General features: G+C 50.8%; 22 protein-coding genes. 13 read left to right on the top strand and 9 right to left on the bottom strand.

Annotated elements, in window-relative coordinates; translation table 11 throughout:
* Positions 1 to 153 precede the first annotated feature (153 nt).
* Positions 154 to 1,161 (bottom strand): lipopolysaccharide heptosyltransferase II, encoded by a 1,008-nt coding sequence (waaF, locus tag Q4A84_RS07430; RefSeq protein ID WP_303088300.1) that lies wholly within the window; start codon positions 1,159 to 1,161, stop codon positions 154 to 156.
* 109 nt (positions 1,162 to 1,270) lie between these two features.
* Positions 1,271 to 1,459 carry a zinc-finger domain-containing protein gene (locus Q4A84_RS07425; RefSeq protein WP_303088299.1) on the bottom strand — a complete coding sequence of 63 codons (189 nt, stop codon included), beginning with the start codon at positions 1,457 to 1,459 and terminating at the stop codon, positions 1,271 to 1,273.
* Positions 1,460 to 1,612: 153 nt separating this feature from the next.
* On the opposite strand from Q4A84_RS07425, the gene Q4A84_RS07420 reads away from it, so the two are divergent.
* The 12 genes from Q4A84_RS07420 to Q4A84_RS07365 all read left to right on the top strand — a co-directional run bounded on the left by Q4A84_RS07420 (position 1,613) and on the right by Q4A84_RS07365 (position 11,055).
* Positions 1,613 to 1,948 carry a lipopolysaccharide assembly LapA domain-containing protein gene (locus tag Q4A84_RS07420; RefSeq protein ID WP_303088298.1) on the top strand — a complete coding sequence of 112 codons (336 nt, stop codon included), beginning with the start codon at positions 1,613 to 1,615 and terminating at the stop codon, positions 1,946 to 1,948.
* Complete coding sequence (gene lapB / locus Q4A84_RS07415; RefSeq protein ID WP_303088297.1) at positions 1,949 to 3,121, top strand: lipopolysaccharide assembly protein LapB; 1,173 nt, start codon at positions 1,949 to 1,951, stop codon at positions 3,119 to 3,121.
* A 50-nt stretch (positions 3,122 to 3,171) separates the two neighbouring features.
* A complete protein-coding gene (locus Q4A84_RS07410) occupies positions 3,172 to 3,660 on the top strand; it encodes a DMP19 family protein (RefSeq protein WP_303088296.1) in 489 nt (162 codons plus the stop codon).
* Between the two features lie 25 nt (positions 3,661 to 3,685).
* Positions 3,686 to 4,411, top strand: coding sequence for an orotidine-5'-phosphate decarboxylase (pyrF, locus tag Q4A84_RS07405; RefSeq protein ID WP_303088295.1), 726 nt, complete (start codon positions 3,686 to 3,688; stop codon positions 4,409 to 4,411).
* 27 nt (positions 4,412 to 4,438) lie between these two features.
* Complete coding sequence (rfaE1, locus tag Q4A84_RS07400) at positions 4,439 to 5,386, top strand: D-glycero-beta-D-manno-heptose-7-phosphate kinase (protein WP_303088294.1); 948 nt, start codon at positions 4,439 to 4,441, stop codon at positions 5,384 to 5,386.
* 52 nt (positions 5,387 to 5,438) lie between these two features.
* Positions 5,439 to 5,840 (top strand): hypothetical protein, encoded by a 402-nt coding sequence (locus Q4A84_RS07395; RefSeq protein ID WP_303088293.1) that lies wholly within the window; start codon positions 5,439 to 5,441, stop codon positions 5,838 to 5,840.
* A gap of 146 nt (positions 5,841 to 5,986) precedes the next feature.
* Positions 5,987 to 6,988: an ADP-glyceromanno-heptose 6-epimerase gene (gene rfaD, locus Q4A84_RS07390; RefSeq protein WP_303088292.1), complete on the top strand. Its 1,002-nt coding sequence runs from the start codon at positions 5,987 to 5,989 to the stop codon at positions 6,986 to 6,988.
* A gap of 128 nt (positions 6,989 to 7,116) precedes the next feature.
* The gene (rraA, locus tag Q4A84_RS07385) at positions 7,117 to 7,605 is read left to right on the top strand and encodes a ribonuclease E activity regulator RraA (protein ID WP_303088291.1); all 489 of its coding nucleotides are present in this window, start codon (positions 7,117 to 7,119) and stop codon (positions 7,603 to 7,605) included.
* A 461-nt stretch (positions 7,606 to 8,066) separates the two neighbouring features.
* Positions 8,067 to 8,489, top strand: coding sequence for a hypothetical protein (locus tag Q4A84_RS07380; protein WP_303088290.1), 423 nt, complete (start codon positions 8,067 to 8,069; stop codon positions 8,487 to 8,489).
* A gap of 258 nt (positions 8,490 to 8,747) precedes the next feature.
* On the top strand, positions 8,748 to 9,608 hold the full coding sequence (gene folD, locus Q4A84_RS07375) for a bifunctional methylenetetrahydrofolate dehydrogenase/methenyltetrahydrofolate cyclohydrolase FolD (protein WP_303088359.1): 861 nt from the start codon (positions 8,748 to 8,750) through the stop codon (positions 9,606 to 9,608).
* An 18-nt stretch (positions 9,609 to 9,626) separates the two neighbouring features.
* On the top strand, positions 9,627 to 10,328 hold the full coding sequence (locus Q4A84_RS07370) for a hypothetical protein (RefSeq protein WP_303088289.1): 702 nt from the start codon (positions 9,627 to 9,629) through the stop codon (positions 10,326 to 10,328).
* A gap of 154 nt (positions 10,329 to 10,482) precedes the next feature.
* Positions 10,483 to 11,055 carry a hypothetical protein gene (locus tag Q4A84_RS07365; RefSeq protein WP_303088288.1) on the top strand — a complete coding sequence of 191 codons (573 nt, stop codon included), beginning with the start codon at positions 10,483 to 10,485 and terminating at the stop codon, positions 11,053 to 11,055.
* Positions 11,056 to 11,110: 55 nt separating this feature from the next.
* Here the strand turns inward: Q4A84_RS07365 and argS are convergent, their stop codons facing one another.
* The 7 genes from argS to Q4A84_RS07330 form a co-directional block, all read right to left on the bottom strand.
* Positions 11,111 to 12,829: an arginine--tRNA ligase gene (gene argS, locus Q4A84_RS07360; protein WP_303088287.1), complete on the bottom strand. Its 1,719-nt coding sequence runs from the start codon at positions 12,827 to 12,829 to the stop codon at positions 11,111 to 11,113.
* A 109-nt stretch (positions 12,830 to 12,938) separates the two neighbouring features.
* Complete coding sequence (locus Q4A84_RS07355) at positions 12,939 to 13,259, bottom strand: hypothetical protein (protein WP_303088286.1); 321 nt, start codon at positions 13,257 to 13,259, stop codon at positions 12,939 to 12,941.
* Positions 13,260 to 13,482: 223 nt separating this feature from the next.
* Positions 13,483 to 14,298, bottom strand: coding sequence for a squalene synthase HpnC (hpnC, locus tag Q4A84_RS07350; RefSeq protein ID WP_303088285.1), 816 nt, complete (start codon positions 14,296 to 14,298; stop codon positions 13,483 to 13,485).
* A gap of 9 nt (positions 14,299 to 14,307) precedes the next feature.
* Complete coding sequence (gene mutY / locus Q4A84_RS07345) at positions 14,308 to 15,369, bottom strand: A/G-specific adenine glycosylase (RefSeq protein WP_303088284.1); 1,062 nt, start codon at positions 15,367 to 15,369, stop codon at positions 14,308 to 14,310.
* Positions 15,370 to 15,452: 83 nt separating this feature from the next.
* Positions 15,453 to 16,229 carry an MOSC domain-containing protein gene (locus Q4A84_RS07340; protein WP_303088283.1) on the bottom strand — a complete coding sequence of 259 codons (777 nt, stop codon included), beginning with the start codon at positions 16,227 to 16,229 and terminating at the stop codon, positions 15,453 to 15,455.
* A 171-nt stretch (positions 16,230 to 16,400) separates the two neighbouring features.
* The gene (gene azu / locus Q4A84_RS07335; RefSeq protein ID WP_303088282.1) at positions 16,401 to 16,967 is read right to left on the bottom strand and encodes an azurin; all 567 of its coding nucleotides are present in this window, start codon (positions 16,965 to 16,967) and stop codon (positions 16,401 to 16,403) included.
* Between the two features lie 164 nt (positions 16,968 to 17,131).
* Entirely contained in the window at positions 17,132 to 17,551 is a 420-nt protein-coding gene (locus Q4A84_RS07330; RefSeq protein WP_303088281.1) for a DciA family protein, read from the bottom strand.
* 200 nt (positions 17,552 to 17,751) lie between these two features.
* Here Q4A84_RS07330 and secA point away from each other — a divergent pair, with 200 nt between their 5' ends.
* Complete coding sequence (secA, locus tag Q4A84_RS07325; RefSeq protein ID WP_303088280.1) at positions 17,752 to 20,517, top strand: preprotein translocase subunit SecA; 2,766 nt, start codon at positions 17,752 to 17,754, stop codon at positions 20,515 to 20,517.
* The last annotated feature ends 272 nt before the right edge of the window (positions 20,518 to 20,789 follow it).

Genomic DNA, 20,789 nt, shown 5'->3' with positions numbered 1-20,789 from the left:
AAAGGAATAAACAATGCCTGTCTGAATATGTTTTCAGACAGGCATTCTATGCAAGCGGGTTTCTCAACATTCATTCCCTCACTTGCCAACGGGAATCCGATTGATGTTTAAACCCAAATAAATAATCAACTGATTTCAATCAGCCCGCCGCCTTCAGGATTCATGCGCTTTATCCCACACCATTTGAGGCGTCAGTTTATTCAAACAATCAGTATGCCCGAGCGGACATTCGCGTTTGAAACAGGGAGAACATTCAAGATGCAGGCTGATGATTTTCGCTTGTTCGCTCAAAGGCGGCGTATGGTCGGGGCTCGATGAACCGTATATGGCCATCAATTTGCGCCCAAGTGCGGCGGCAAGGTGCATCAATCCGCTGTCGTTGCACACAACCGTATCGGCGCAGGCAAGCAGATCAATGGCTTCCGACAAGCTGGTTTTGCCGCAAAGATTAGTGCAGAACCCTCCGGCAAGCGTATTGATTTCTTCGGCAATTTCGAAATCTTTCTGCGAGCCGAAAATCCAGATTTGCCAGCCTGCCTCGGCATAACGGCAAGCCAACTCGGCAAAATGAGCGGGGGGCCAGCGTTTGGCAGGGCCGTATTCGGCGCCGGGGCAAAACGCGATAATCGGCTTGCCGGTATCCAGATGATGCTTGGCCAAGGCGGTTTGCTGGCTGGCCGCATCAATATGAAAACGCGGATTGTCGGAATGACCGTTAAACGCTTGTTGCGAGGGATACGCCAGCGCGGTATAGCGATCAACCATCAAAGGCAGGCGGTCTTTATCGAGTTTTCGGATATCGTTGAGCAGAAAATAGCGCGATTCGCCTACATAACCGGTACGTTGTCTGATGCCGCTGGCCGCGGCAATCAGGGCCGACTTGAGCGAGCCTGGCAATACGATAACTTGATCATAGCCTTGCTTTCCCAATGCTCTGCCACTGCGCCAGCGCTCTTTCAAGCGCAATGCTCCGTGCCCGAAAGGATTCTCAATCACGCGGTTCACTTCAGGCATGCGTTCGAATACGGCCATCGACCATTTGGGTGCAAACACATCAATCACGCAACCGGGATAAAGCGTGTGCAAGCGGCGGTAAAGCGGCTGCGTCATCACACAGTCGCCTATCCAGCTGGGCGAAATAATCAGGATTTTTTTAGACATGGCGGTGGGTCAGAAAGCCTTACGGTATGCCGGCAACCAACATACCCGAATGCCTGTCTGAAAACGTTTTCAGACAGGCATTATCTGTTTTCGATTAGATTGGAAAAATTTAGTGATGGCCTTTGATTTCACCCTCAAGCCGATACACTGTGCCGCAATAAGGGCATTCCACCGTACCGTTGGATTGAATCGGCAGGAACACGCGCGGATGGCCGTTCCAAGTTTCATGTTTCGGGCCCGAACAGTGCAGCGGCAGATCATGTGGCGTGATAATAACAGGCTCGCGGTTTTCGCTCATGGTTTGCTTCCTTATCATTTGGTTTTATGGCGGTTATTGTACGACATAAGTATGCGCTTGTGTATGGCAAGAAAAGGCGTTAAAGGTCGTATGAAACCCTTAAATCGTTTAAACTAACGGCAAAAAGCACCAACCTTATACTCGGAGTACTTGATGAAATTTGTTTATCTGCTTATTAAAATTCTGATTCTTCTTGTTTTTCTGATTCTAGCCATCAGCAATCTGCAAACCGTACCGTTCTTCTACCTGCCGACCGAACAGATTAATTTGCCGCTGATTGCCGTATTGTTCGGTGCGTTTCTTATCGGCGCCATCTTCGGCGTTTTCGCCATGTTCGGCCGCCTGTTGCGCCTGCGCAGCGAAAACAACCGGCTGCGTCGCGAAGTGGAAAAAACAGCCCGCATGAGTGCCCAAGATTTAAACACGCCCACCCACCAGCCCTCACCGGCAACCGTACCGGCCAAAGCGGAGAAAGCAGCGGTTAAATAAATGGAAACAGAAACTTGGATTTGGCTGATACCGATTGTTTTGCTGCCGGTCTTTTTCGCCATGGGCTGGTTTGCCGCCCGTATAGACATGAAAACCGTACTGCGCCATGCCAAAAGCGTGCCGGCCGGTTTTTACAAAAGCTTGGACGCACTGGTTGACCGCAACACCAGCAAAGCCGCACGCAATCTGGCCGAAGTAGTGGAGCTGCGCCCTGCCGACTCTTACGACTTAAGCCTGACGCTAGGCAAACTCTACCGCATTCGCGGTGAAAACGACAAAGCCGTCGCCATGCACAAAGCCTTAATCCAATCGCCGGATACCGTAGGTGGAAAACGTGCGCGAGTTTTGTTTGAACTGGGGCAAGATTACCAAAGCGCAGGGCTGGTCGACCGCGCCGAGCAGATTTTTCTCGAATTGCAGACAGGCAATATGGCGAAAGAAGCACGCGAAGTACTGCTGAACATCTATCAACAAGACCGCGACTGGGAAAAAGCCATCAATATGGCCAAACTGCTCAGCCACGACGAATTAACCTACCAGTTTGAAATCGCGCAGTTTTATTGCGAAATGGCACAAGCAGCCTTGTTCAAATCCGATTTTGAAAGTGCCCGCCAATACACCCAAACCGCTCTGGAAGCCAATTCCAAATGTACCCGCGCCAACATGATTTTAGGCGACATTGAATTCAAGCAAGGCAACTACCGCGCCGCCATCGACGCCTACACCGCCATTGAGAAACAAAACCACGCCTATCTGAGCATGGTCGGCGAACGCCTCTACGACGCTTACGACGCGCTCGGCAAACCGGAAGAAGGATTGAACGTATTAATCGGCTACACCGAGGCATTTCCGCAAATCGACCTGATTAACGTGATTTACGACAAATTGCTGCTGCTCAAAGGCGAAAAAACCGCCAACGAAACCGCTGTTGAAATCGTACGCCGCAAGCCCGATTTAAACGGCGTATACCGTTTGCTCGGCCTGCAAATCAGCAGTCTGAACCCGGCCTTGAAAACCGATGCCGACATGATACGCGGCGTTATCGGGCGCCAGCTGCAAAAAAACTGGATGTACCGCTGCCGCAACTGCCATTTTAAGTCTCAGGCTTATTTCTGGCACTGCCCCGCTTGCAACAAATGGGAAACCTTCACGCCCAACAAAATCGAAGTCTGACCTTTCAGACAGGCTTCAAGCCTGTCTGAAAACTTTTTTAACGCCCAATGATGAAACCCGATTTAAACCCGCAATCCTACGATACGCCGCAACAATTCCTCTACACGCTGGCCGACACCTACTTTGCCTGTTTGGAAACCCTCGGCGATAGCGCCGCCGACCTACTGACCGACGAGCAACACACGTTGATGGCCTACGTTTACCTCGACAGCCAAGTGGAAGAAGGCGGCTTTGTCCAACTCATCGCTTCGGGCTACGGCGAATATGTATTGCTCAATCCGCTGGCCGACAGCCTGCGCCGTTGGAAAATCAAGCCTACTCCGAAAATTCTCGAACAGGCCAAAGCGCTTTATCAAAAGCACGGCAGCGAAATCGAGCGCCTGAGCAGCGAAGGCGCGAATCCGGACGACCTGCGCCGGCAATTTCCCGACTTTGAAGAGTTGGATGCCGCCTATTACGATTGCGCCGAAAACGACAGAGCCACTGCCGCCGATTACATTGCCGCGCACCCCGAAAAATTCGACCAAATGCCTGTCTGAACATTTTGATTACTCTGGAAACCTTATGAACCCGCTTGTTACCGACTTTTCCGCCCCCTCGCCAGACCGGCCCGTCATCGTGGCGCTTGATTTTCCCAATAGTCAAGAAACGCTGGCCTTCGTCCGCCGGCTTGATCCCAGCCTGTGCCAGCTCAAAATCGGCAAAGAATTGTTTACCGCCACTGGCAGAAGTTTGGCCGAATCATTAATCAGCCAAGGCTTCAAACTGTTTCTCGACTTAAAATACCACGACATTCCCAACACAGTAGCACAAGCCTGCAAAGTGGCTGCCGAAATGGGCGTATGGATGGTCGACATGCACGTTTCGGGCGGCAGACGCATGATGGAGGCCGCAGCCGAAGCCGTCGCCGGCTCGGCACACCGCCCGTTGCTTATCGGCGTTACCGTGCTGACCAGCATGGCGCAGGCTGATTTGGCCGAAATCGGGTTCGATGCACCAATAGAAACACTGGTGCTGCGTTGGGCAAAGCTGGCGCAAAGCTCAGGATTAGACGGCGTTGTCTGCTCCGCCCACGAGGCCGCCGCGCTACGTGCCGCACTCGGCTCCGAATTTGTATTGGTTACCCCCGGCATCCGCCTCGACATTGCCGGCAACAACGACGACCAACGCCGCATCATGACGCCCAAACAAGCGCTGGATGCCGGTTCCAGCTATCTGGTTATGGGTCGGCCGATTACCAAGGCAGACGATCCGGCAGCCGTATTACGCCAAATCAACGCATTAACATAATGCCTGTCTGAAAACGGAAGGAAAACCATGACTCTCTATGCAGAAACCCTCAGAAGCCGCCTGTCTGCCGCACGCGTATTGGTTGTGGGCGACGTGATGCTCGACCGCTATTGGTTCGGCGACGTATCGCGCATTTCCCCCGAAGCGCCGGTTCCAGTCGCCAAAATCGACAAAACCGACCAACGTGCCGGCGGCGCAGCCAACGTCGCCCGCAATATCGCCTCGCTCGGCGGCCAAGCCGCCCTTTTGTCGGTAACCGGCGATGACGAAGCGGCCGACAGCTTGGAGGCCTTGATGCAAAAATGGGGCGTAACAACGGATTTCCAGCGCGACGCATCCATCGCCACCACCGTCAAATTGCGCGTGGTTGCCCGCAATCAACAACTCATCAGGCTCGATTTCGAAGATAACCCGCACCACGAAGTGCTCGCCCAAGTGAAAACACAATATCGCGCACTCCTGCCGCAATACGACTTGGTTATTTTGTCGGACTACGGCAAAGGCGGGCTTTTGCACGTTACCGATTTTATCGACTGGGCGCGCGAAGCCGGCAAGCCCGTATTAATCGACCCGAAAGGCGACGACTACGAAAAATACGCCGGCGCTACCCTGCTCACGCCGAACCGTGCCGAATTGAAAGAAGTGACCGGATCGTGGAAAAACGAAACCGAGCTTACCGAAAAAGCCGAACAATTGCGACGCCACCTCGGCTTGCAGGCCTTGCTGCTAACCCGCAGCGAAGAAGGCATGACGCTCTTTCGTGAAGGCGAACCGCACCACCAGCCCACGCAAGCACGCGAGGTCTACGACGTTTCCGGCGCCGGCGACACCGTTATCGCCGGCATGGGCTTGGGGCTGGCCGCCGGGCTCGATTTACCCGAAGCCATGCAGATGGCCAATATTGCCGCCGGCATCGTGGTCGGCAAACTGGGCACGGCAGTTTGCTCTTTTGATGAGTTGGCCGACGCGTTATAATGCCATATAAATAACGAATGTTTTGAAATTTGATGTAGAAAGTTTAAGCAACATGACGAAATATTATCGTACCCGTCTGGAATTTACTTGGGACGACAGTCAATATCAAGAAGGCGACTTTTCGCCGGAAAAATTCGAACCAATTGTAGCCGAATGGCTGGCAAGACACGGCTTCGACCCCAATACCATGCACGATTTCGGTGCTTCCGTCGACGAGCCGTTTTCCTACGGCTTCACCGGCATGACTTCCGACCAACTTATCGCCCTGCTGACCCATATCGCCGAAGCTTTTCCCGACATCCATTTTTATGCGCGCGGCGCAGGCGAATCATTCGGCGATATGTGGCTGCGCGAATTCCACAACGGAAAAACCATTTTCACCGCCGGCCCTTATCACACCGGCAATCAGGAAATCGAACGCAAACGCGGCTGGTTCGACCGCCTATTCCGCTAAACGCCATCATGCCTGTCTGAACACCTTTTCAGGCAAGCATTCCCATCACACACGGGCGGCATCCTAGAAGGATACCGCCCGTTTGCTATATAATAGCTCGCATGACTACCGAGCGGATCATCACCCCGCCCCACAAGGAAACCCGTATGACCATCATCGTTACCGGCGCCGCCGGCTTCATCGGCAGCAACATCGTCAAAGCACTTAACGAACGCGGCATTACCGACATCATTGCCGTAGACAACCTGACCCGCGGCGAAAAATTCACCAATCTGGCCGACTGTGAAATCTCCCATTATCTTGATAAACATGAATTTATCCGCCAAGTGCGCGAACACGTCCTGCCTTTTCGCGACATAGAAGCCGTATTCCACGACGGCGCCTGCTCCGACACCACGGAGCACAACGGTCTTTACATGATGGACAACAATTACCAATACAGCCTTGATTTGCTGGATTGGTGCCAAGACGAACGTATTCCCTATCTTTACGCCTCAAGCGCCGCCGTTTACGGCAAAGGTGAAATTTTCAAGGAAGAGCGCGAATTAGAAAAACCGCTCAATGTTTACGGCTATTCCAAATTCCTGTTCGACCAAGTCGTACGCCGCCGCATGGCTGCCGGCTTAAACGCCCAAGTGGCCGGTTTCCGCTATTTCAACGTCTACGGCTCACGCGAGCAACACAAAGGCCGCATGGCTTCGGTTGCTTTCCATCACTTCAACCAATACCGCCAAAACGGCTACGTTAATTTATTCGGCGGCTACGACGGCTATGGCGACGGCGAACAAAGCCGCGATTTCGTGAGCGTGGAAGACGTTGTTAAGGTCAACCTGTTTTTCTTCGACCACCCCGAACTTTCCGGCATTTTCAACCTCGGAACCGGCCGCAGCCAACAATTCAACGATTTGGCGGCCGCAACCGTCAACGCCTGCCGCATCGCTGAAGGCCAAGAGGCCTTATCGCTGCAAGAATTGGTTAAAGAAGAGCTTATCCGCTACATTCCCTTCCCCGACGATTTGAAAGGCAAATACCAAAGCTTTACCGAAGCCGACATTACCAGTTTGCGCGAAGTCGGTTACGACGCTTCGTTTTTCGACGTTAACGAAGGGGTCAGCCGTTACGTTCAGTGGCTTTTAGCAAAAGAATAAGCCCGATTTTCATACCCAGAGCCTGTCTGAAACTTATCAGTCTGCTGTGTTTACAAAGCAGAATGCCTGTCTGAAAACGCTTTTCAGACAGGCATTCAGACAAACCGATAATCACAAGGAGAAACATTATGGACCAAGAATTCAGCACCGCCGATCTTATCGACGTCGCGCCCGACACCCCTTCATGCGAAACCCAGTTCCGCCTATTCGGCAGACGCACCCGCTTCTGCGGCCGAGTTCGCACCGTTAAATGCGAACGTGACAACGGCTTGGTCAAACAACTGATGAACAGCTCATCCGACGGCGAAGTACTCGTCGTCGACGGCAACGGCTCTCTCGCCAGCGCCCTGATGGGCGACATGATTGCCGGTGCAGGCGCCGCCAACGGCTGGGCCGGCGCAGTAATTTTCGGCGCCATCCGCGATAGCGACGCCATCGGCCTGATGGATTTCGGCGTCAAAGCATTAGGCACCAACCCGCGCAAAAGCGCCAAAAACGGCGAAGGCGAAACTGATGTGCCCGTCTCATTCGGCGGCGTAACCTTCCACCCCGGCGATTACGTTTATTGTGATGAAGACGGCATCTTGGTATCCGACAAACCCATAAAACAAGCATAAAGCGTTAAATTTAAAATGCCTGTCTGAAACATTCAGACAGGCATTTTTGTCAGGCTGTCCAAGCTGATTTCTCTCTCTATAAAGAAAGCCCAAATGCCGAAGCCCTCTCTCTGCAATCTCATAAACCTCACATCAAAAAATAAAACCGTTCCTCCGCTCTTCTTTTATTATGAGCCCATAATTTTCATGTCAGTATGTTAAATCCAACACCTATTTTTATCCTATTCATTCTACTCCAAACACTAAAAACTTACATTTCACTACCTCTTATCAATAAAAAAAACCGCTTAAAAAACAAATTATTTAACATGATGAAAAAGACGATTCCCGATCTGTTTCCCGTCAAATTTTTTCCTTGCCATTATGTAAATTTTATTAAAAACTTGTTATAATCAACCTTCAGAGAAAAGGGCTCAAAGCCTAACCCAAACAATGATAACCAAGCACAAATCGGAAAAATTATGGAATTAATTGGAATGGAATACAGAAAAACAGAAAGCCGCTACTGGTGGCTTCTCGGTATGTTTACCCTTATCGGCGGCATGATCGGCATCATCCCGATTATCATCGCCCTATCCTTCAACCCCGACGTAAGAGCGGCCGACCACCCTCAAATCCTGCTGGGGCTAATCTTAATGGGCTGGCGCTTCGGCTTTTTGCCTTCAGTGCTGACTTGGGCGGTTTTGTTTATTCTCGGTCTGAAACGCAGCACAATCGGCACGGTCATTACAACTGCAACGGGATTGGTAACCGCCATATTAAACGGCTGGCTGATTTACGAACTCAGTTTCAAACAAGGCCTGTTGGCCGGATTATGCGGTGCGTTTGCTGCGTTCATCCTATCTTTATGCTTACCCAAGCCCAGAGCAAGAAGGCAAAGCTAATTGGCTTCAGCGTATTGTTTAGAGCAAGTTTAAAGCCTGTCTGAAAACATTTCAGACAGGCTTTTACATTCAATCAAGTTTTTGTTTTTAATAAAAATTAAATCATTCAAATACATTGGTTTTCACATATATATACCGAAATGCTTTCCTTTTTCTTTTGATCTTTACAGGAAATATAAGATGAAAAACACGGCGAAAAATGCGACAATAACGCCGTTCTCTATTTCAGCCCCACTCAAAACAGGATATTTCCGCATCATGACTGCACAATTGATTAATGGTAAAGAAGTTTCCCAACAACGCCTCGCCTTGTTGGCCGAACAAACCGCTCATCGCCACGCTCAGGGTTTGAAAACACCTTGTTTGGCCGTGGTTTTGGTCGGCAACGATCCGGCCAGTGCAGTATATGTACGCAATAAAAAGCTGGCCTGCGAAAAAGTGGGGTTCGAATCATTGTCATACGAATTGCCGGAAAACACCTCTGAAGCGGAATTGCTGGCTTTGGTCGACCGATTAAATGCCGATCAGAAAGTTGACGGCATTCTGGTTCAGCTCCCGCTGCCGCCTCAAATCAACAGCCAAGCCGTGCTAGAGCGCATTCTGCCTCATAAAGACGTGGATGGTTTTCATCCTTACAACGTCGGCCGTTTGGTTGTGAAAATGCCACTGATGCGCCCTTGCACGCCCAAAGGTGTGATGACTTTGCTGGAAACATACGGCGTGGACGTCGTTGGCAAAAAAGCCGTGGTGGTAGGCGCATCCAATATCGTCGGGCGCCCGCAGGCGCTCGAATTATTACTGGCGCGCGCAACGGTAACCATTTGCCACAGCGCCACGCAAAATCTGGCGGAAGAAGTAGCGGCGGCCGATATTGTTGTGGTTGGTGTGGGCAAACCCGACTTTGTTAAAGGCGAATGGATTAAACCCGGCGCAGTAGTGATTGATGTGGGCATCAACCGCTTGGCTGACGGCAGCCTGTGCGGCGATGTGGAGTTTGACAAGGCGCGCGAACGCGCCTCCATGATTACGCCCGTTCCGGGAGGTGTCGGCCCGATGACCATCGCCACGCTGCTTGAAAACACCTTGCATGCGGCTCAGTTGCACGATCAAACCGTTTAAACTCCTGCTATTAATGCCATGACGCCGGAACAAACTCTGCAAACCATCCGCACCCTGAATGCCAAAATTGCGCGCAAATTCAAAGTGCCTGCCTGCATGATGCAAATGTATCAGGCCGGTTCGCTTCCAGAGGAAGAAGACTTACCCGATGCGTATTACCTGATTGACTCAAGAGGCATTGTTTTGATGCAAAATGGTATCCGACAGGCGGAATACCGCCTTGGTCAACAGCCGTTGATTAATTTCTTCCTTTACCATTGCCCCGACGACAAACGCAGGCAAACAGCCATCATGCTTACCTCGTCGCCGCTATTCTGGCGTTTGAAATCGACCCTCGAAATCCCCGCCGGAACGCTGCCGATAGGCCATCTATTGCAAACCGCCGTCAGCTCGGCGGCTCTGTTTGCTTTGGCCTTAACTTGGCTTACCATGCGCTCGGTACCGCCCGAATCCAAGCCGGTGGGCATTTATATGAGCATCTGCTTTATGCTTGCGCTCAGCAGCATCGCCCGTTTGGGCGACTGGTGGGATGATGAACGGGCCGGAATCCGGATGGGAACCGATTACGCCCGCCGCCTCGGTCTGCTGCTCTCGGCACTGGTTCCTTTTTACTATTACGCCAACGTAACGCATTCCATATTGGAAAAACCGCTGCAATACACTTTACTTTCGACCACTGCCGCCGCCGTGTGCATGTCGTTTCTCAACAATCATCATTAAATTAAATCTGTTAGGTTTGATAGCGGCAAAGCCATAAAAACCATGCCTGTCTGAAAAATTTCAGACAGGCATTTGCCCGATTAAGCTCAGACGCTATGATTTATCGTGGCTTTACGGTATATTCGCGTCTCCTGATTATTGAACCACTCGCCTTATGCTGCTCAAACTTGTTGCCGACGCACGCGACACCTTGCTTTTGCGTTTCAAACCGGCCGTAACATACCGCTACTCGCCGCCCGCCGTTATCGGCATACTGCTCTTACTCGGCCTGCAAAACGCTGCGGCTTATGCGCCTTTGTTCGGGCGCAGTTATGCCGCTATGGCTTTCTCGCTCGTTTTCGTGATTTTTAAATGGCTGCTGCTCGAGCGAGTGATGAGAATGGTCTTGCACTATTACGGTATGCCCAAACAATCTTTGCTGGGCTTTATCCTCGTTAGCGAGGCATTACTGATACCGGCTTTTATCGCGATTTATTTCCCCAAGTTGTCCGAGCTCGCCGTATTCTGGCAAATTTGGTGTTTTTGGGCGCAAGCCGCCGGATTGATGCACCTCGGGCGAGCCAACGGTCTGAAAGTCTTGCTCGGTTATATTTGCTATTCGATCGCCCTATTTTTGCTTTGCTTACTCTTGCTTAGTCTGTTCGTTTCTGCCGGATGGCTCGATTATGCGGAATTGCAAGCGCGCAGCCAACAGGTCTTCCAATCCCTCCAACTGATGCGGCATTAAACTAAAAAGCCTGTCTGAAAAATTCAGACAGGCTTTTATCAAATCGGCTGGCCACTTACATCACTTCAAGCGTTTCAATCCCCAATAGCGCCAAACCTTGTTGTAACGTTTTACCGGTCATCTCGGCCAGCTTCAAGCGCGTGTTGCGCACTACGCCCTCCGCTTTCAAAATCGGGCAGGCTTCGTAAAACCGGCTGAACAGCGTTGCCACTTGGAAAAGATAAGCGGCCAGATAATGAGGAGAGGAAGCCTCCGCCGCATTGTTCAATACGTCTTCAAATTTCAGCAATTCCACCGCAAGCTGTTTTTCCAGCGGTTCGGCCAATACAGGCCGACCTGCTTTATCCCATGCCCCGGCTTTGCGGAACACGCTTTGCACCCGCGTATAAGCATATTGCAAATAAGGCGCGGTATTGCCTTCAAAGCTGAGCATATTATCCCAATCGAATACATAATCGCTGGTGCGGTTTTTACTCAAATCGGCATATTTCACCGCACCGATGCCAACACAACGGCCGATGCGCGCAGCCTCTTCTTCATTTAAACCTTCGTTTTTATTCCGCACCAGCGCAGTGGCCCGCTCCTCGGCTTCATCCAACAAATCCACCAGCTTGACCGTATCGCCGCTACGGGTTTTAAACGGCTTGCCGTCTTTACCCATCATCGTGCCAAAACCAATAAACTCGGCCTTTACCTGCTCAGGCAACCAACCGGCTTTGCGCGAAGCGGTAAACAATTGCTCGAAATGCAGCTTCTGCCGCGTATCAACCACATATAACAAACGATCGGCATGCAGCTGGTTGACCCGATAACGCACGCAAGCCAAATCAGTCGTGGCATATAAAAAGCCGCCGCCTTGTTTCTGCACGATAAAAGCCGCCGCTTCGCCGTCTTGGTTTTTAAATTCATCCAGAAATACCACTTTGGCGCCGTCATCGTCCACCGCCAAGCCTTTAGCGGCCAGCTCGTTGACCACATTGTGCAAATCGGCGTTATAAATCGACTCGCCTGCTATATCCTCCGGAGTGAGCAGCAAACCCAGCCGGTCGTAAACGTTTTGCGCATGCTTCAAAGAAATATCGACAAACTGCCGCCATAAGGCCAATACGTTTTCATCACCGCCTTGCAGTTTCACCACATAATCGCGGGCGGTGTCGGCAAAGGCCGCATCTTCGTCAAAACGGATTTTCGCACTACGGTAAAACTGCTCTAAATCCGACAGCTCGAATGCCGCATCATCTTTCTGTTGCTCAACCATATAAGCCACCAGCATGCCAAACTGCGTACCCCAATCGCCGACATGATTTTGCCGAATCACATGATGGCCCAGAAAACCGAGAATACGGGCAATGCTGTCGCCGATAATACTAGAGCGCAAATGACCCACATGCATTTCCTTCGCCAGATTGGGCGAAGAATAATCAATCACTACGTTTTTTTTAGCGGCCGTTTCGGCCACGCCCAAACGGCTGTCGGATAAAGCCTCAACAAGGCACTGTTCCAAAAAACTGGCGCTCAAACGCAAATTGATAAAACCGGGGCCGGCTACCTCCGCCTGCTCGACAATAGCATTGCCCGCCAGTGCATCGGCCACTTTCTGCGCCAGCTCGCGCGGATTTTGTTTGGCTTGTTTAGCCGCACCCATAACGCCGTTAATCTGAAAATCGCCGAATTCAGCGTTTTTAGCGTGCTGCAACACCACCGGACTACTACCGATGCCTGCCGCCTGAAATGCCGCTTCCGCTTCCCGGGCGACGGTTTGGTATAAATTCATTATTCTACTTTTCAATAAATCAAAAAAATCGGCGTTATTTTAAAGGAAAAAATGCCTGTCTGAAACAATTCAGACAGGCATAGATTATGTTTTCGATATAGAAGGCCAATTATTTAGATGCGGCTTTCGCATCTTTCGACCATAAGCTTTTAAGAGAAACCGAACCGCTTTTCTTACCGGCTTCTTCACTGGCCGCATGCTCTTTATCAAGATCTTCCAATGTTTTCTTTCCATCGGATACCGCCCTCAATTCCGCACGCTCTTTCTCCATTTTCTCGGCCACCTGTTTGGCGCTGACTTCATTGGCGGAATGCTGCATTTCTTCGATAACCTGCCATTGCCCGTAGATAAAATAACTGATGGTTCCCAGAATCAGCACGATAATGACGGCCAGCACCAAGCTGTCGGGTAATTCCTGTTGGTCTTTCATGAATCGTTTTCCTGTATTATTTTCGTTTATATTTATTTAGTCGTTTGGCTTATTAAAATCAGATAGTATAATTTTAACTAAAATCACTTTATCATGCATACAAACTAACAAGTTTTGTGAAGAAAACGCTAAAATTTGCGCCGTCTCAAAATCAAACGTGTCTTTTTTCAGACAAACGGATGCCAAATTATTTATATTAAATAATATCAGACCGCATAATCTATTATTTCTTTAATACCGCCCTTTTGATAATTATCCACCAGTCCCGCCAATCTAATGTCGGGCGATGGTGAAATACGTCGTAATGGTTTGCGTCTAATTTTTTAAGAATTTGTTGGCCGCCTAAAATAATCATGCGCAATTCAAAACCAATACGGCCTTTCAACGTTTTCCCCAGCGGCGAACCGGCCACCAGCATTTTGTGGGCGCGCTCTGTTTCATAGGCCAGCAAGCGCTGAAAAGCAAAATCCGCTTTGCCTTGCGCAATCTGCGCCTCGCTCACGCCGAACTTCTCCAAATCTTCCTGCGGAATGTAAACGCGCCCTTTCTGCCAATCCACCGCAACATCCTGCCAGAAATTAATCAGTTGCAAAGCCGTGCAGATACCGTCGCTCTGCGCAAAGCTACGGCGGTCGGTTTCGCCATAAAGATAAAGCATCAAGTGCCCTACCGGGTTGGCAGACCGGCGGCAATAATCCACCAGTTCGGCAAAATTGCGATAGCGTTTTTTTTCGACATCCTGCCCGAAAGCGGAAAGCAAATCGTAAAAAGGCTGGAGCGGCAGGCGGAAAGGCTCGATGGCTTGCTGTTGCAAGCGCTGCATGATGACGCTCTTAGGCATTTGCCCTGCGGCGATAACATCCAGCTCTTCCTTCAGCGCAGCCAAATCCCTCAGCCGTTGTTCGTCGGGCACATCGCCTTCATCGGCAATATCATCGGCAGTTCGTGCAAACGCATAGATAGCGTGAATCGGTTTGCGCAAGCGGCGGGGCATGGCCAGCGAACCGACGGGAAAATTTTCGTAATGGTTAACCGGCATTCTTTTTCCTTAAAACAAACAAGCTTGCGCCTGATTTAAAAATTCTTGTAGCGGCTTGGGCAAGCCGTATTGCCGAAGATTTTCCGCGTCAACCCAATGCCTGTCTGAAAGGCATTCATTTTTTTCAGACAGGCATTGCCCTTCAAACGGAATGATTTCCAGCAAACGGTGGGTCAGGCGCCAATTCAACGCTGCTTGTTCCTGCAAGCCTTCCGCAGATAGGCCGCACTTCGCGGCAAAATCATACATTTCCTGCAAACTTTCAAAGCACGGCACGCAATAAAGCCCGGCCCAAATGCCTTTTTGCGGGCGCTTTTGCAACACAATTGCACCTTGCCGGTTACGTAGCACCAACCAATAAAGCGTTTGCGTTTTGACTTTGACCGCCGCTTTCTTCTGCGGCAACTCATCAATACGGCCTTCCGCTTTAGCCAAACAGACGTTTTCCATCGGGCATTCGCCGCACAAAGGCTTGCTGCGCTTACAAACCAGCGCGCCCAAATCCATCAGCCCTTGAGTGTAGGCAGGCATCTCTTCGGCATTTGCAGGCAACAGGCTTTCGGCCAGCGCCCACAAGGTTTGTTCAAATGATTTTTCGGCAGGATTGCCTGCTCGTGCGAATACACGGCACAGCACGCGTTTGACGTTGCCGTCCAAAATCGTTTCGCGCCGATGAAACGCAAATGCGGCGATGGCCGCCGCCGTGCTTCTGCCTACACCACAGAGTGTTTCCAACTCTTGCCGCGTTTCAGGGAAGCGGCCATCGAAAGTTTCCACAACCTGTTTGGCAGCTTTATGCAGATTGCGGGCACGACTGTAATAACCCAGACCGGCCCAAAGCCCTAACACTTCGTCCTGCTTCGCCGCGGCCAAGCGCGCAACGTCGGGAAACGCGGCAATAAAACGCGGATAATATTCCAACACGGTAACCACTTGCGTTTGCTGAAGCATGATTTCAGAAAGCCAAACGCAATAAGGGTTGCGCGTTTGCCAAGGCAAATGGTGGCGACCGTGTTTTTTCTGCCAACCAATCAAACGGCGGGCAAAAGTTGGCTGCGAAACATCAGACATATTTTCAGACAAGCATCAAAGTAAAGCGGTTAGATTATTGTAGCAAATTTCCCAAGCACGATTTCAAAGCGAGCACAACAGGCCTATTGCCACGATAAAACGCTCACCTTATCGCCCAACTTGACCGAACCTTCGTTCAAAGCAACCAAATTCACGCCGAAAATCGCTTTTCTGAATACCGCCAGCGTAGACAACGGCTCTTGCTGCGGATGTTTTTTACCGGTTTTCAAATCTACCGTCGTCATAACGCAACGTACGCACGGTTTGAAATTTTCAAACTCCACTTCACCGATGCGGATACGCTTCCACTTTTCTTCTTCATAAGCCTCTGTGCCCGCCACAATCAGATTGGCGCGAAAACGTTCGATTTCCACAGGCTCGTCAAGATTAGCATTCAAATCAGCCAGAGAGGCCGTGTTTGCCAATAGAAACGGCGCGCCATCGGCAAACGACAACGGCGTTTGCGTATGCGCCAACACCCGCCTACTTTGTTTGCCAAGCCAATACAAGCGCGCTTCGATGCCGAGTTGCTCGCTTAGCCAAGCGTCGGTAGCACTGCTGCCGTAACAGGCCGGAAAAGAATCGCGCCATACGGTTGCATCGGATTCTTGGGTCATCTCGCTGATGTGAACCGTACGGCAACTGCCGTCAGGCGCGGTCAGCTTTAACGCATCGGGCGTCGCTTCGGTTTGCCAGAGCAGCATTTGCGGGAATTTTCGCGCAGTCATCATCGCACCGGAAGGCGAAGCAACCAGCCATTCTCTGTCTTGCGGCAAGCCCTGCGGCTTAACCAGCGATTCATCAAGCGTATTGCCACCCATTGATTTTACGGGGTAACGGTTTATTTGGATGAGTTTCATATTATTTTTTTCAGACAGGCATTAAGTCGAAGTGGCTTTCATCAAACATATGATTGCCGACACGACGGTTTATCAAGCAAAAATCATAACATAGCCGCTCCGGCATATAAAATGCCTGTCTGAAAACATTATTCAGACAGGCATTTTTATTTAATCAAACTAATGGCGAAATTAATCCACCAGTTTTACATCACCCTGCATAGAAGCAAAATGCGCAGGGAACGTGCAGAAGAATTTATAGCTTGCGTTCGGATCCAACCGGCTGGTTTTAAAAGCCACGCTGCTTTCCTGACCGCCGCCAACCAAATCGGTATGAGCCACAATTGCAGGATTTTCCGGATTCAGATAACCGCCGTCCGGGCCGGCACCGGTACCCTCGCTGGCGATGCCGGAAGCATCGTCGGCTTTCGAGATAACCAGATTATGCCCCATGCTGGTCGAAGGCATGGAACCGGTGTGTTTCAAGGTAACCTTAAACGCTTCACAAGATTTTTTCACCTTGATTTCATTCGTGCTGTATTTCATTTGATCGCCGGTTTCCACCACCACGCTACACTCGGCAGGAACACTCGCCGGATCCACTTTTTCCGCAACCGGAGCAGGCGACGAAGCAGCAGAAGCACCACCTTCAGCCGGAGCCGAAGCAGCCGAATCATGGCCGGCCGGTTGGGCAGTCTCTTGCGAGCAAGCGCTCAAAGCCAGAATAGTTGCGGAAAGCAACGCTAGATAAGTTTTCATTGAATTTCCTTTATATAGTCAAAATACAGGTACAGCTTAATCTTTATCTATATCTCTCACAATCGCCGGCAAAACCAAACGCCCTCGGGCCGAAATCATGCGCCACACAAAGCCAACGGCGATGTCGCAATCTTATTTTAAAATCACATGATCCATCAAACAGACTACCGGTATTTATCTACCAAATGCCGCAAAGCTTGCGACAAATCAAAATGATGCTCAACCCGCCGCGCAGAATCTTCCAAGGCTTCCAACGCTGCGTTGCTCAAGCGCAACGTATTGGTTTTTGCCGCCGCCGCAGGCTTGGGCGCCGGTTTAACTCGAACACTCGAAATCTGACTATTAATTGCATGAAATTGCGCCAGCAAACCGGGCGCTATCATTTTCAAGCGGCTTTGCGCCATATTATTGGCCGCCAGAATAATCAGGCAGCCTTCCGCATCCACACAAGCAACCTGGCAATGTAGCCGCAGATTGGCTGGCAGAATTTTCTTAATCTCGCCGTCGAGCAGCCGCCATTGCTTCGCTTGCAACAACAAGCCGCCCAATTGACTGTCGCGCCGGCTGATACGTTCTAAATCCATATTGGTTAAAATACTTGAAATTGTCTAAATAAACGCCATTTCACTCTGCATTATAACTTTAATGATATAGCGTGTGTTAAAATACCGCGTTACTGCCAAAGAGCCGGAACAGCGTCTGCACCTACCCGAAAACACAGTCAAAACAGCTGCTGCGCACCAACGGCTTTCTTTCATTATCCAGAAAGGCTCAGAATTAAATCATGCTTACCAACCTAGCCAAAAAAGTATTTGGCAGCCGCAACGACCGCCTGTTAAAACAATACCGAAAATCCGTTGCCAAAATCAATGCGCTTGAGCCGCAAATACAGGTACTCTCCAATGAAGAACTGCAAGCCAAAACGGCCGAATTCAAACAACGCCTGTCTGAAGGCGCCACGCTCGACGATATTTTAGTAGAAGCCTTCGCCGTATGCCGCGAAGCCAGCCGCCGCATTCTCGGCATGCGCCACTTCGACGTACAGCTTATCGGCGGCATGGTGCTGCATTACGGCAAAATCGCCGAAATGCGTACCGGCGAAGGCAAAACATTGGTCGGCACGCTGCCCGTTTATCTCAACGCCTTATCCGGCAAAGGCGTGCATGTCGTTACCGTGAACGATTATCTGGCCAGCCGCGATGCCGCCACAATGGAGCCGCTCTACAACTTCCTCGGCCTCAAAGTCGGCGTGATTGTCAGCAACATGGAGCAATTTTTCCGCCAAGACGCCTATGGTGCCGACATCACTTACGGCACCAACAACGAATTCGGTTTTGACTATCTGCGCGACAATATGGTGGTCGACCAATATGATAAAGTGCAGCGCGAATTAAATTTCGCCGTGGTCGACGAAGTCGATTCCATCTTAATCGACGAAGCGCGCACCCCGCTGATTATTTCCGGCCAAGCCGATGATAACGTGCAGCTTTACCATGTGATGAACCAAATTCCCACCCTCTTAACCCGCCAAGAAACCGAAGAAGGCGAAGGCGACTATTGGGTTGATGAAAAAGGTCATTCCGTTTTACTGAGCGAAAGCGGCCATGAAAAAGCAGAGCACATTCTCTCAGAAATGGGCTTGCTCAAAGAAGGCACATCGCTGTATTCCCCTTCCAGCATTGCCCTGATGCACCACTTGATGGCCGCGCTGCGCGCCCACAGTCTGTTCCACCTCGACCAGCATTACGTTATTAAAGACGGCGAAATCGTGATTGTCGACGAACACACCGGCCGCCTGATGGATGGCCGCCGCTGGTCCGACGGCTTGCACCAAGCGGTAGAAGCCAAAGAAGGCGTGGAAATCAAGCGCGAAAACCAAACGCTGGCTTCCATCACCTTCCAAAACTATTTCCGCCTTTACGACAAACTCTCCGGCATGACCGGCACGGCCGATACAGAAGCCTATGAATTCCAAAGCATTTACGGCTTGGAAACCGTCATTATCCCGACCAACCGGCCCATTCAGCGTAAAGACTACAACGACCAGATTTTCCGCAGTGCCGAAGAAAAATACGAAGCCGTTATCAAAGATATTCAAGCCTGCCACGAAAGAGGCCAGCCGGTATTAGTCGGCACCACTACCATTGAAAACTCCGAGCTGGTATCTCACCTGCTTAACCAAGTCGGCCTATCGCACAACGTGCTGAATGCCAAAGAGCACCAGCGCGAGGCACTGATTGTGGCACAAGCGGGCAAGCCCGGCATGATTACCGTTGCCACCAACATGGCGGGCCGCGGTACCGATATCGTATTGGGCGGCAACGTCAAGCATCAGAGCGATGCCATCCGTGCCGACGAAACCCTTTCCGAAGAAGAAAAAGAAGCAAGAATCAAAGCACTCGAAGAAAGCTGGGAAGCCGATAACCAACGCGTTTTAGAAGCCGGCGGCCTGCACATCATCGGCACCGAGCGCCATGAAAGCCGCCGCATCGACAACCAGCTGCGCGGCCGCTCCGGTCGTCAAGGAGACCCGGGCTCCAGCCGTTTTTACCTCTCCTTTGAAGATCCGCTGCTGCGCTTGTTTGCCCTAGATCGCGCCGCCGCCATTCTGAACCGCCTCGCGCCTGAGCGCGGCGTTGCCATCGAACACGGCCTATTGACCCGCCAGATAGAAGGCGCCCAGCGCAAAGTGGAAGGCCGCAACTTCGATATGCGGAAACAGATTCTCGAATACGACGACGTCGCCAACGAGCAGCGCAAAGTCATTTACAAACAGCGCAACGAAATTCTGACCAATCGCGAATTGGCACAAACCTCGAAAGACATCCGCGAAGAAGTGATCGGCGGCTTGGTCGACCAATATATGCCGCCGCAAAGCATGGAAGAGCAATGGGACATCCCCGAGCTGGAAACCCGCCTTGCCACCGAATTCCGCACCCATGCCGATATTCAAGGCTGGCTGAAAGCCGACAATACGCTGGAAAACGACGATGTTAAAGACCGTTTGATTAGCCAGATTGAAAAAGAATATGCCGAAAAAACCGAAATGGTCGGCGAGCAGCCGATGCAAGGTTTTGAACGCAATGTATTGCTGCAAGTGATTGACGCCCAATGGCGCGACCATCTGGCGGCGATGGATTATCTGCGCCAAGGCATTCATCTGCGCGGCTATGCCCAGAAAAACCCCAAACAAGAATACAAACGCGAAGCATTCGATATGTTTCAAAATTTGTGGCAGGCCATCAAATACAGCGTTGCTTCCCTGTTGATTTCGGTTCAGATCGAGCAAAACGAAGATATTATTTCCGAAACCGAGCCTCATGCGCCCGAAGCCTCCGGCATGCACCAGATTCATGCAGAAGCGCCGGCCATGCAAAGCGTTTTGGGCGAATCCACTTCCGAATTAACCGCCGAAGCATTCAACCCGAACGACACCACCGATTACAGCCCCGAGGCCTTGGCCGAACGCGGCTTGGTGGTTCACCGCAACGAACCCTGCCCCTGCGGCAGCGGCCTGAAATACAAGCAATGCCACGGCAAACTGGTTTGAGATTCATTTAACCAGTAATGCCAAAACCGCCGCAGATTTTATTCTGCGGCGGTTTTTTATTTTTAACCTTGCTTTAAATAGCTTCTTGCACAAGCGCCCCGTCTTTTGAGAAAAATCATAAAATAACAGACCACTTACTTAAAAGCCTGTCTGAAAATTCAGACAGGCATTAATTGCAATCGTGTAAAATAAAGAATTTTATAGGGGACTAAAAATGAAGGGGCTGTCCTAGATAACTAGGACAAATCATGCTTTACTAATTGTTTTAAAAT

The sequence above is a fragment of the Neisseria sp. genome, assembly GCF_030527965.1.
In the GTDB taxonomy this organism is placed as follows: Bacteria; Pseudomonadota; Gammaproteobacteria; order Burkholderiales; family Neisseriaceae; genus Neisseria.
Note: the sequence above shows the minus strand (reverse complement) of the source record. Positions and strands in the feature narration are given on the sequence as shown.

What these genes read in the sequence shown, in the direction of transcription:
- Q4A84_RS07340 (WP_303088283.1), bottom strand. Translation starts at nt 16,229, where the DNA reads ATGAAACTCATCCAAATAAACCGTTACCCCGTAAAATCAATGGGTGGC.
- waaF (WP_303088300.1), bottom strand. Translation starts at nt 1,161, where the DNA reads ATGTCTAAAAAAATCCTGATTATTTCGCCCAGCTGGATAGGCGACTGT.
- Q4A84_RS07365 (WP_303088288.1), top strand. Translation starts at nt 10,483, where the DNA reads ATGCTGCTCAAACTTGTTGCCGACGCACGCGACACCTTGCTTTTGCGT.
- Q4A84_RS07380 (WP_303088290.1), top strand. Translation starts at nt 8,067, where the DNA reads ATGGAATTAATTGGAATGGAATACAGAAAAACAGAAAGCCGCTACTGG.
- hpnC (WP_303088285.1), bottom strand. Translation starts at nt 14,298, where the DNA reads ATGCCGGTTAACCATTACGAAAATTTTCCCGTCGGTTCGCTGGCCATG.
- mutY (WP_303088284.1), bottom strand. Translation starts at nt 15,369, where the DNA reads ATGTCTGATGTTTCGCAGCCAACTTTTGCCCGCCGTTTGATTGGTTGG.
- Q4A84_RS07425 (WP_303088299.1), bottom strand. Translation starts at nt 1,459, where the DNA reads ATGAGCGAAAACCGCGAGCCTGTTATTATCACGCCACATGATCTGCCG.
- Q4A84_RS07395 (WP_303088293.1), top strand. Translation starts at nt 5,439, where the DNA reads ATGACGAAATATTATCGTACCCGTCTGGAATTTACTTGGGACGACAGT.
- pyrF (WP_303088295.1), top strand. Translation starts at nt 3,686, where the DNA reads ATGAACCCGCTTGTTACCGACTTTTCCGCCCCCTCGCCAGACCGGCCC.
- azu (WP_303088282.1), bottom strand. Translation starts at nt 16,967, where the DNA reads ATGAAAACTTATCTAGCGTTGCTTTCCGCAACTATTCTGGCTTTGAGC.
- Q4A84_RS07355 (WP_303088286.1), bottom strand. Translation starts at nt 13,259, where the DNA reads ATGAAAGACCAACAGGAATTACCCGACAGCTTGGTGCTGGCCGTCATT.
- folD (WP_303088359.1), top strand. Translation starts at nt 8,748, where the DNA reads ATGACTGCACAATTGATTAATGGTAAAGAAGTTTCCCAACAACGCCTC.
- Q4A84_RS07420 (WP_303088298.1), top strand. Translation starts at nt 1,613, where the DNA reads ATGAAATTTGTTTATCTGCTTATTAAAATTCTGATTCTTCTTGTTTTT.
- secA (WP_303088280.1), top strand. Translation starts at nt 17,752, where the DNA reads ATGCTTACCAACCTAGCCAAAAAAGTATTTGGCAGCCGCAACGACCGC.
- rfaE1 (WP_303088294.1), top strand. Translation starts at nt 4,439, where the DNA reads ATGACTCTCTATGCAGAAACCCTCAGAAGCCGCCTGTCTGCCGCACGC.
- Q4A84_RS07330 (WP_303088281.1), bottom strand. Translation starts at nt 17,551, where the DNA reads ATGGATTTAGAACGTATCAGCCGGCGCGACAGTCAATTGGGCGGCTTG.
- rraA (WP_303088291.1), top strand. Translation starts at nt 7,117, where the DNA reads ATGGACCAAGAATTCAGCACCGCCGATCTTATCGACGTCGCGCCCGAC.
- lapB (WP_303088297.1), top strand. Translation starts at nt 1,949, where the DNA reads ATGGAAACAGAAACTTGGATTTGGCTGATACCGATTGTTTTGCTGCCG.
- argS (WP_303088287.1), bottom strand. Translation starts at nt 12,829, where the DNA reads ATGAATTTATACCAAACCGTCGCCCGGGAAGCGGAAGCGGCATTTCAG.
- Q4A84_RS07370 (WP_303088289.1), top strand. Translation starts at nt 9,627, where the DNA reads ATGACGCCGGAACAAACTCTGCAAACCATCCGCACCCTGAATGCCAAA.
- rfaD (WP_303088292.1), top strand. Translation starts at nt 5,987, where the DNA reads ATGACCATCATCGTTACCGGCGCCGCCGGCTTCATCGGCAGCAACATC.
- Q4A84_RS07410 (WP_303088296.1), top strand. Translation starts at nt 3,172, where the DNA reads ATGAAACCCGATTTAAACCCGCAATCCTACGATACGCCGCAACAATTC.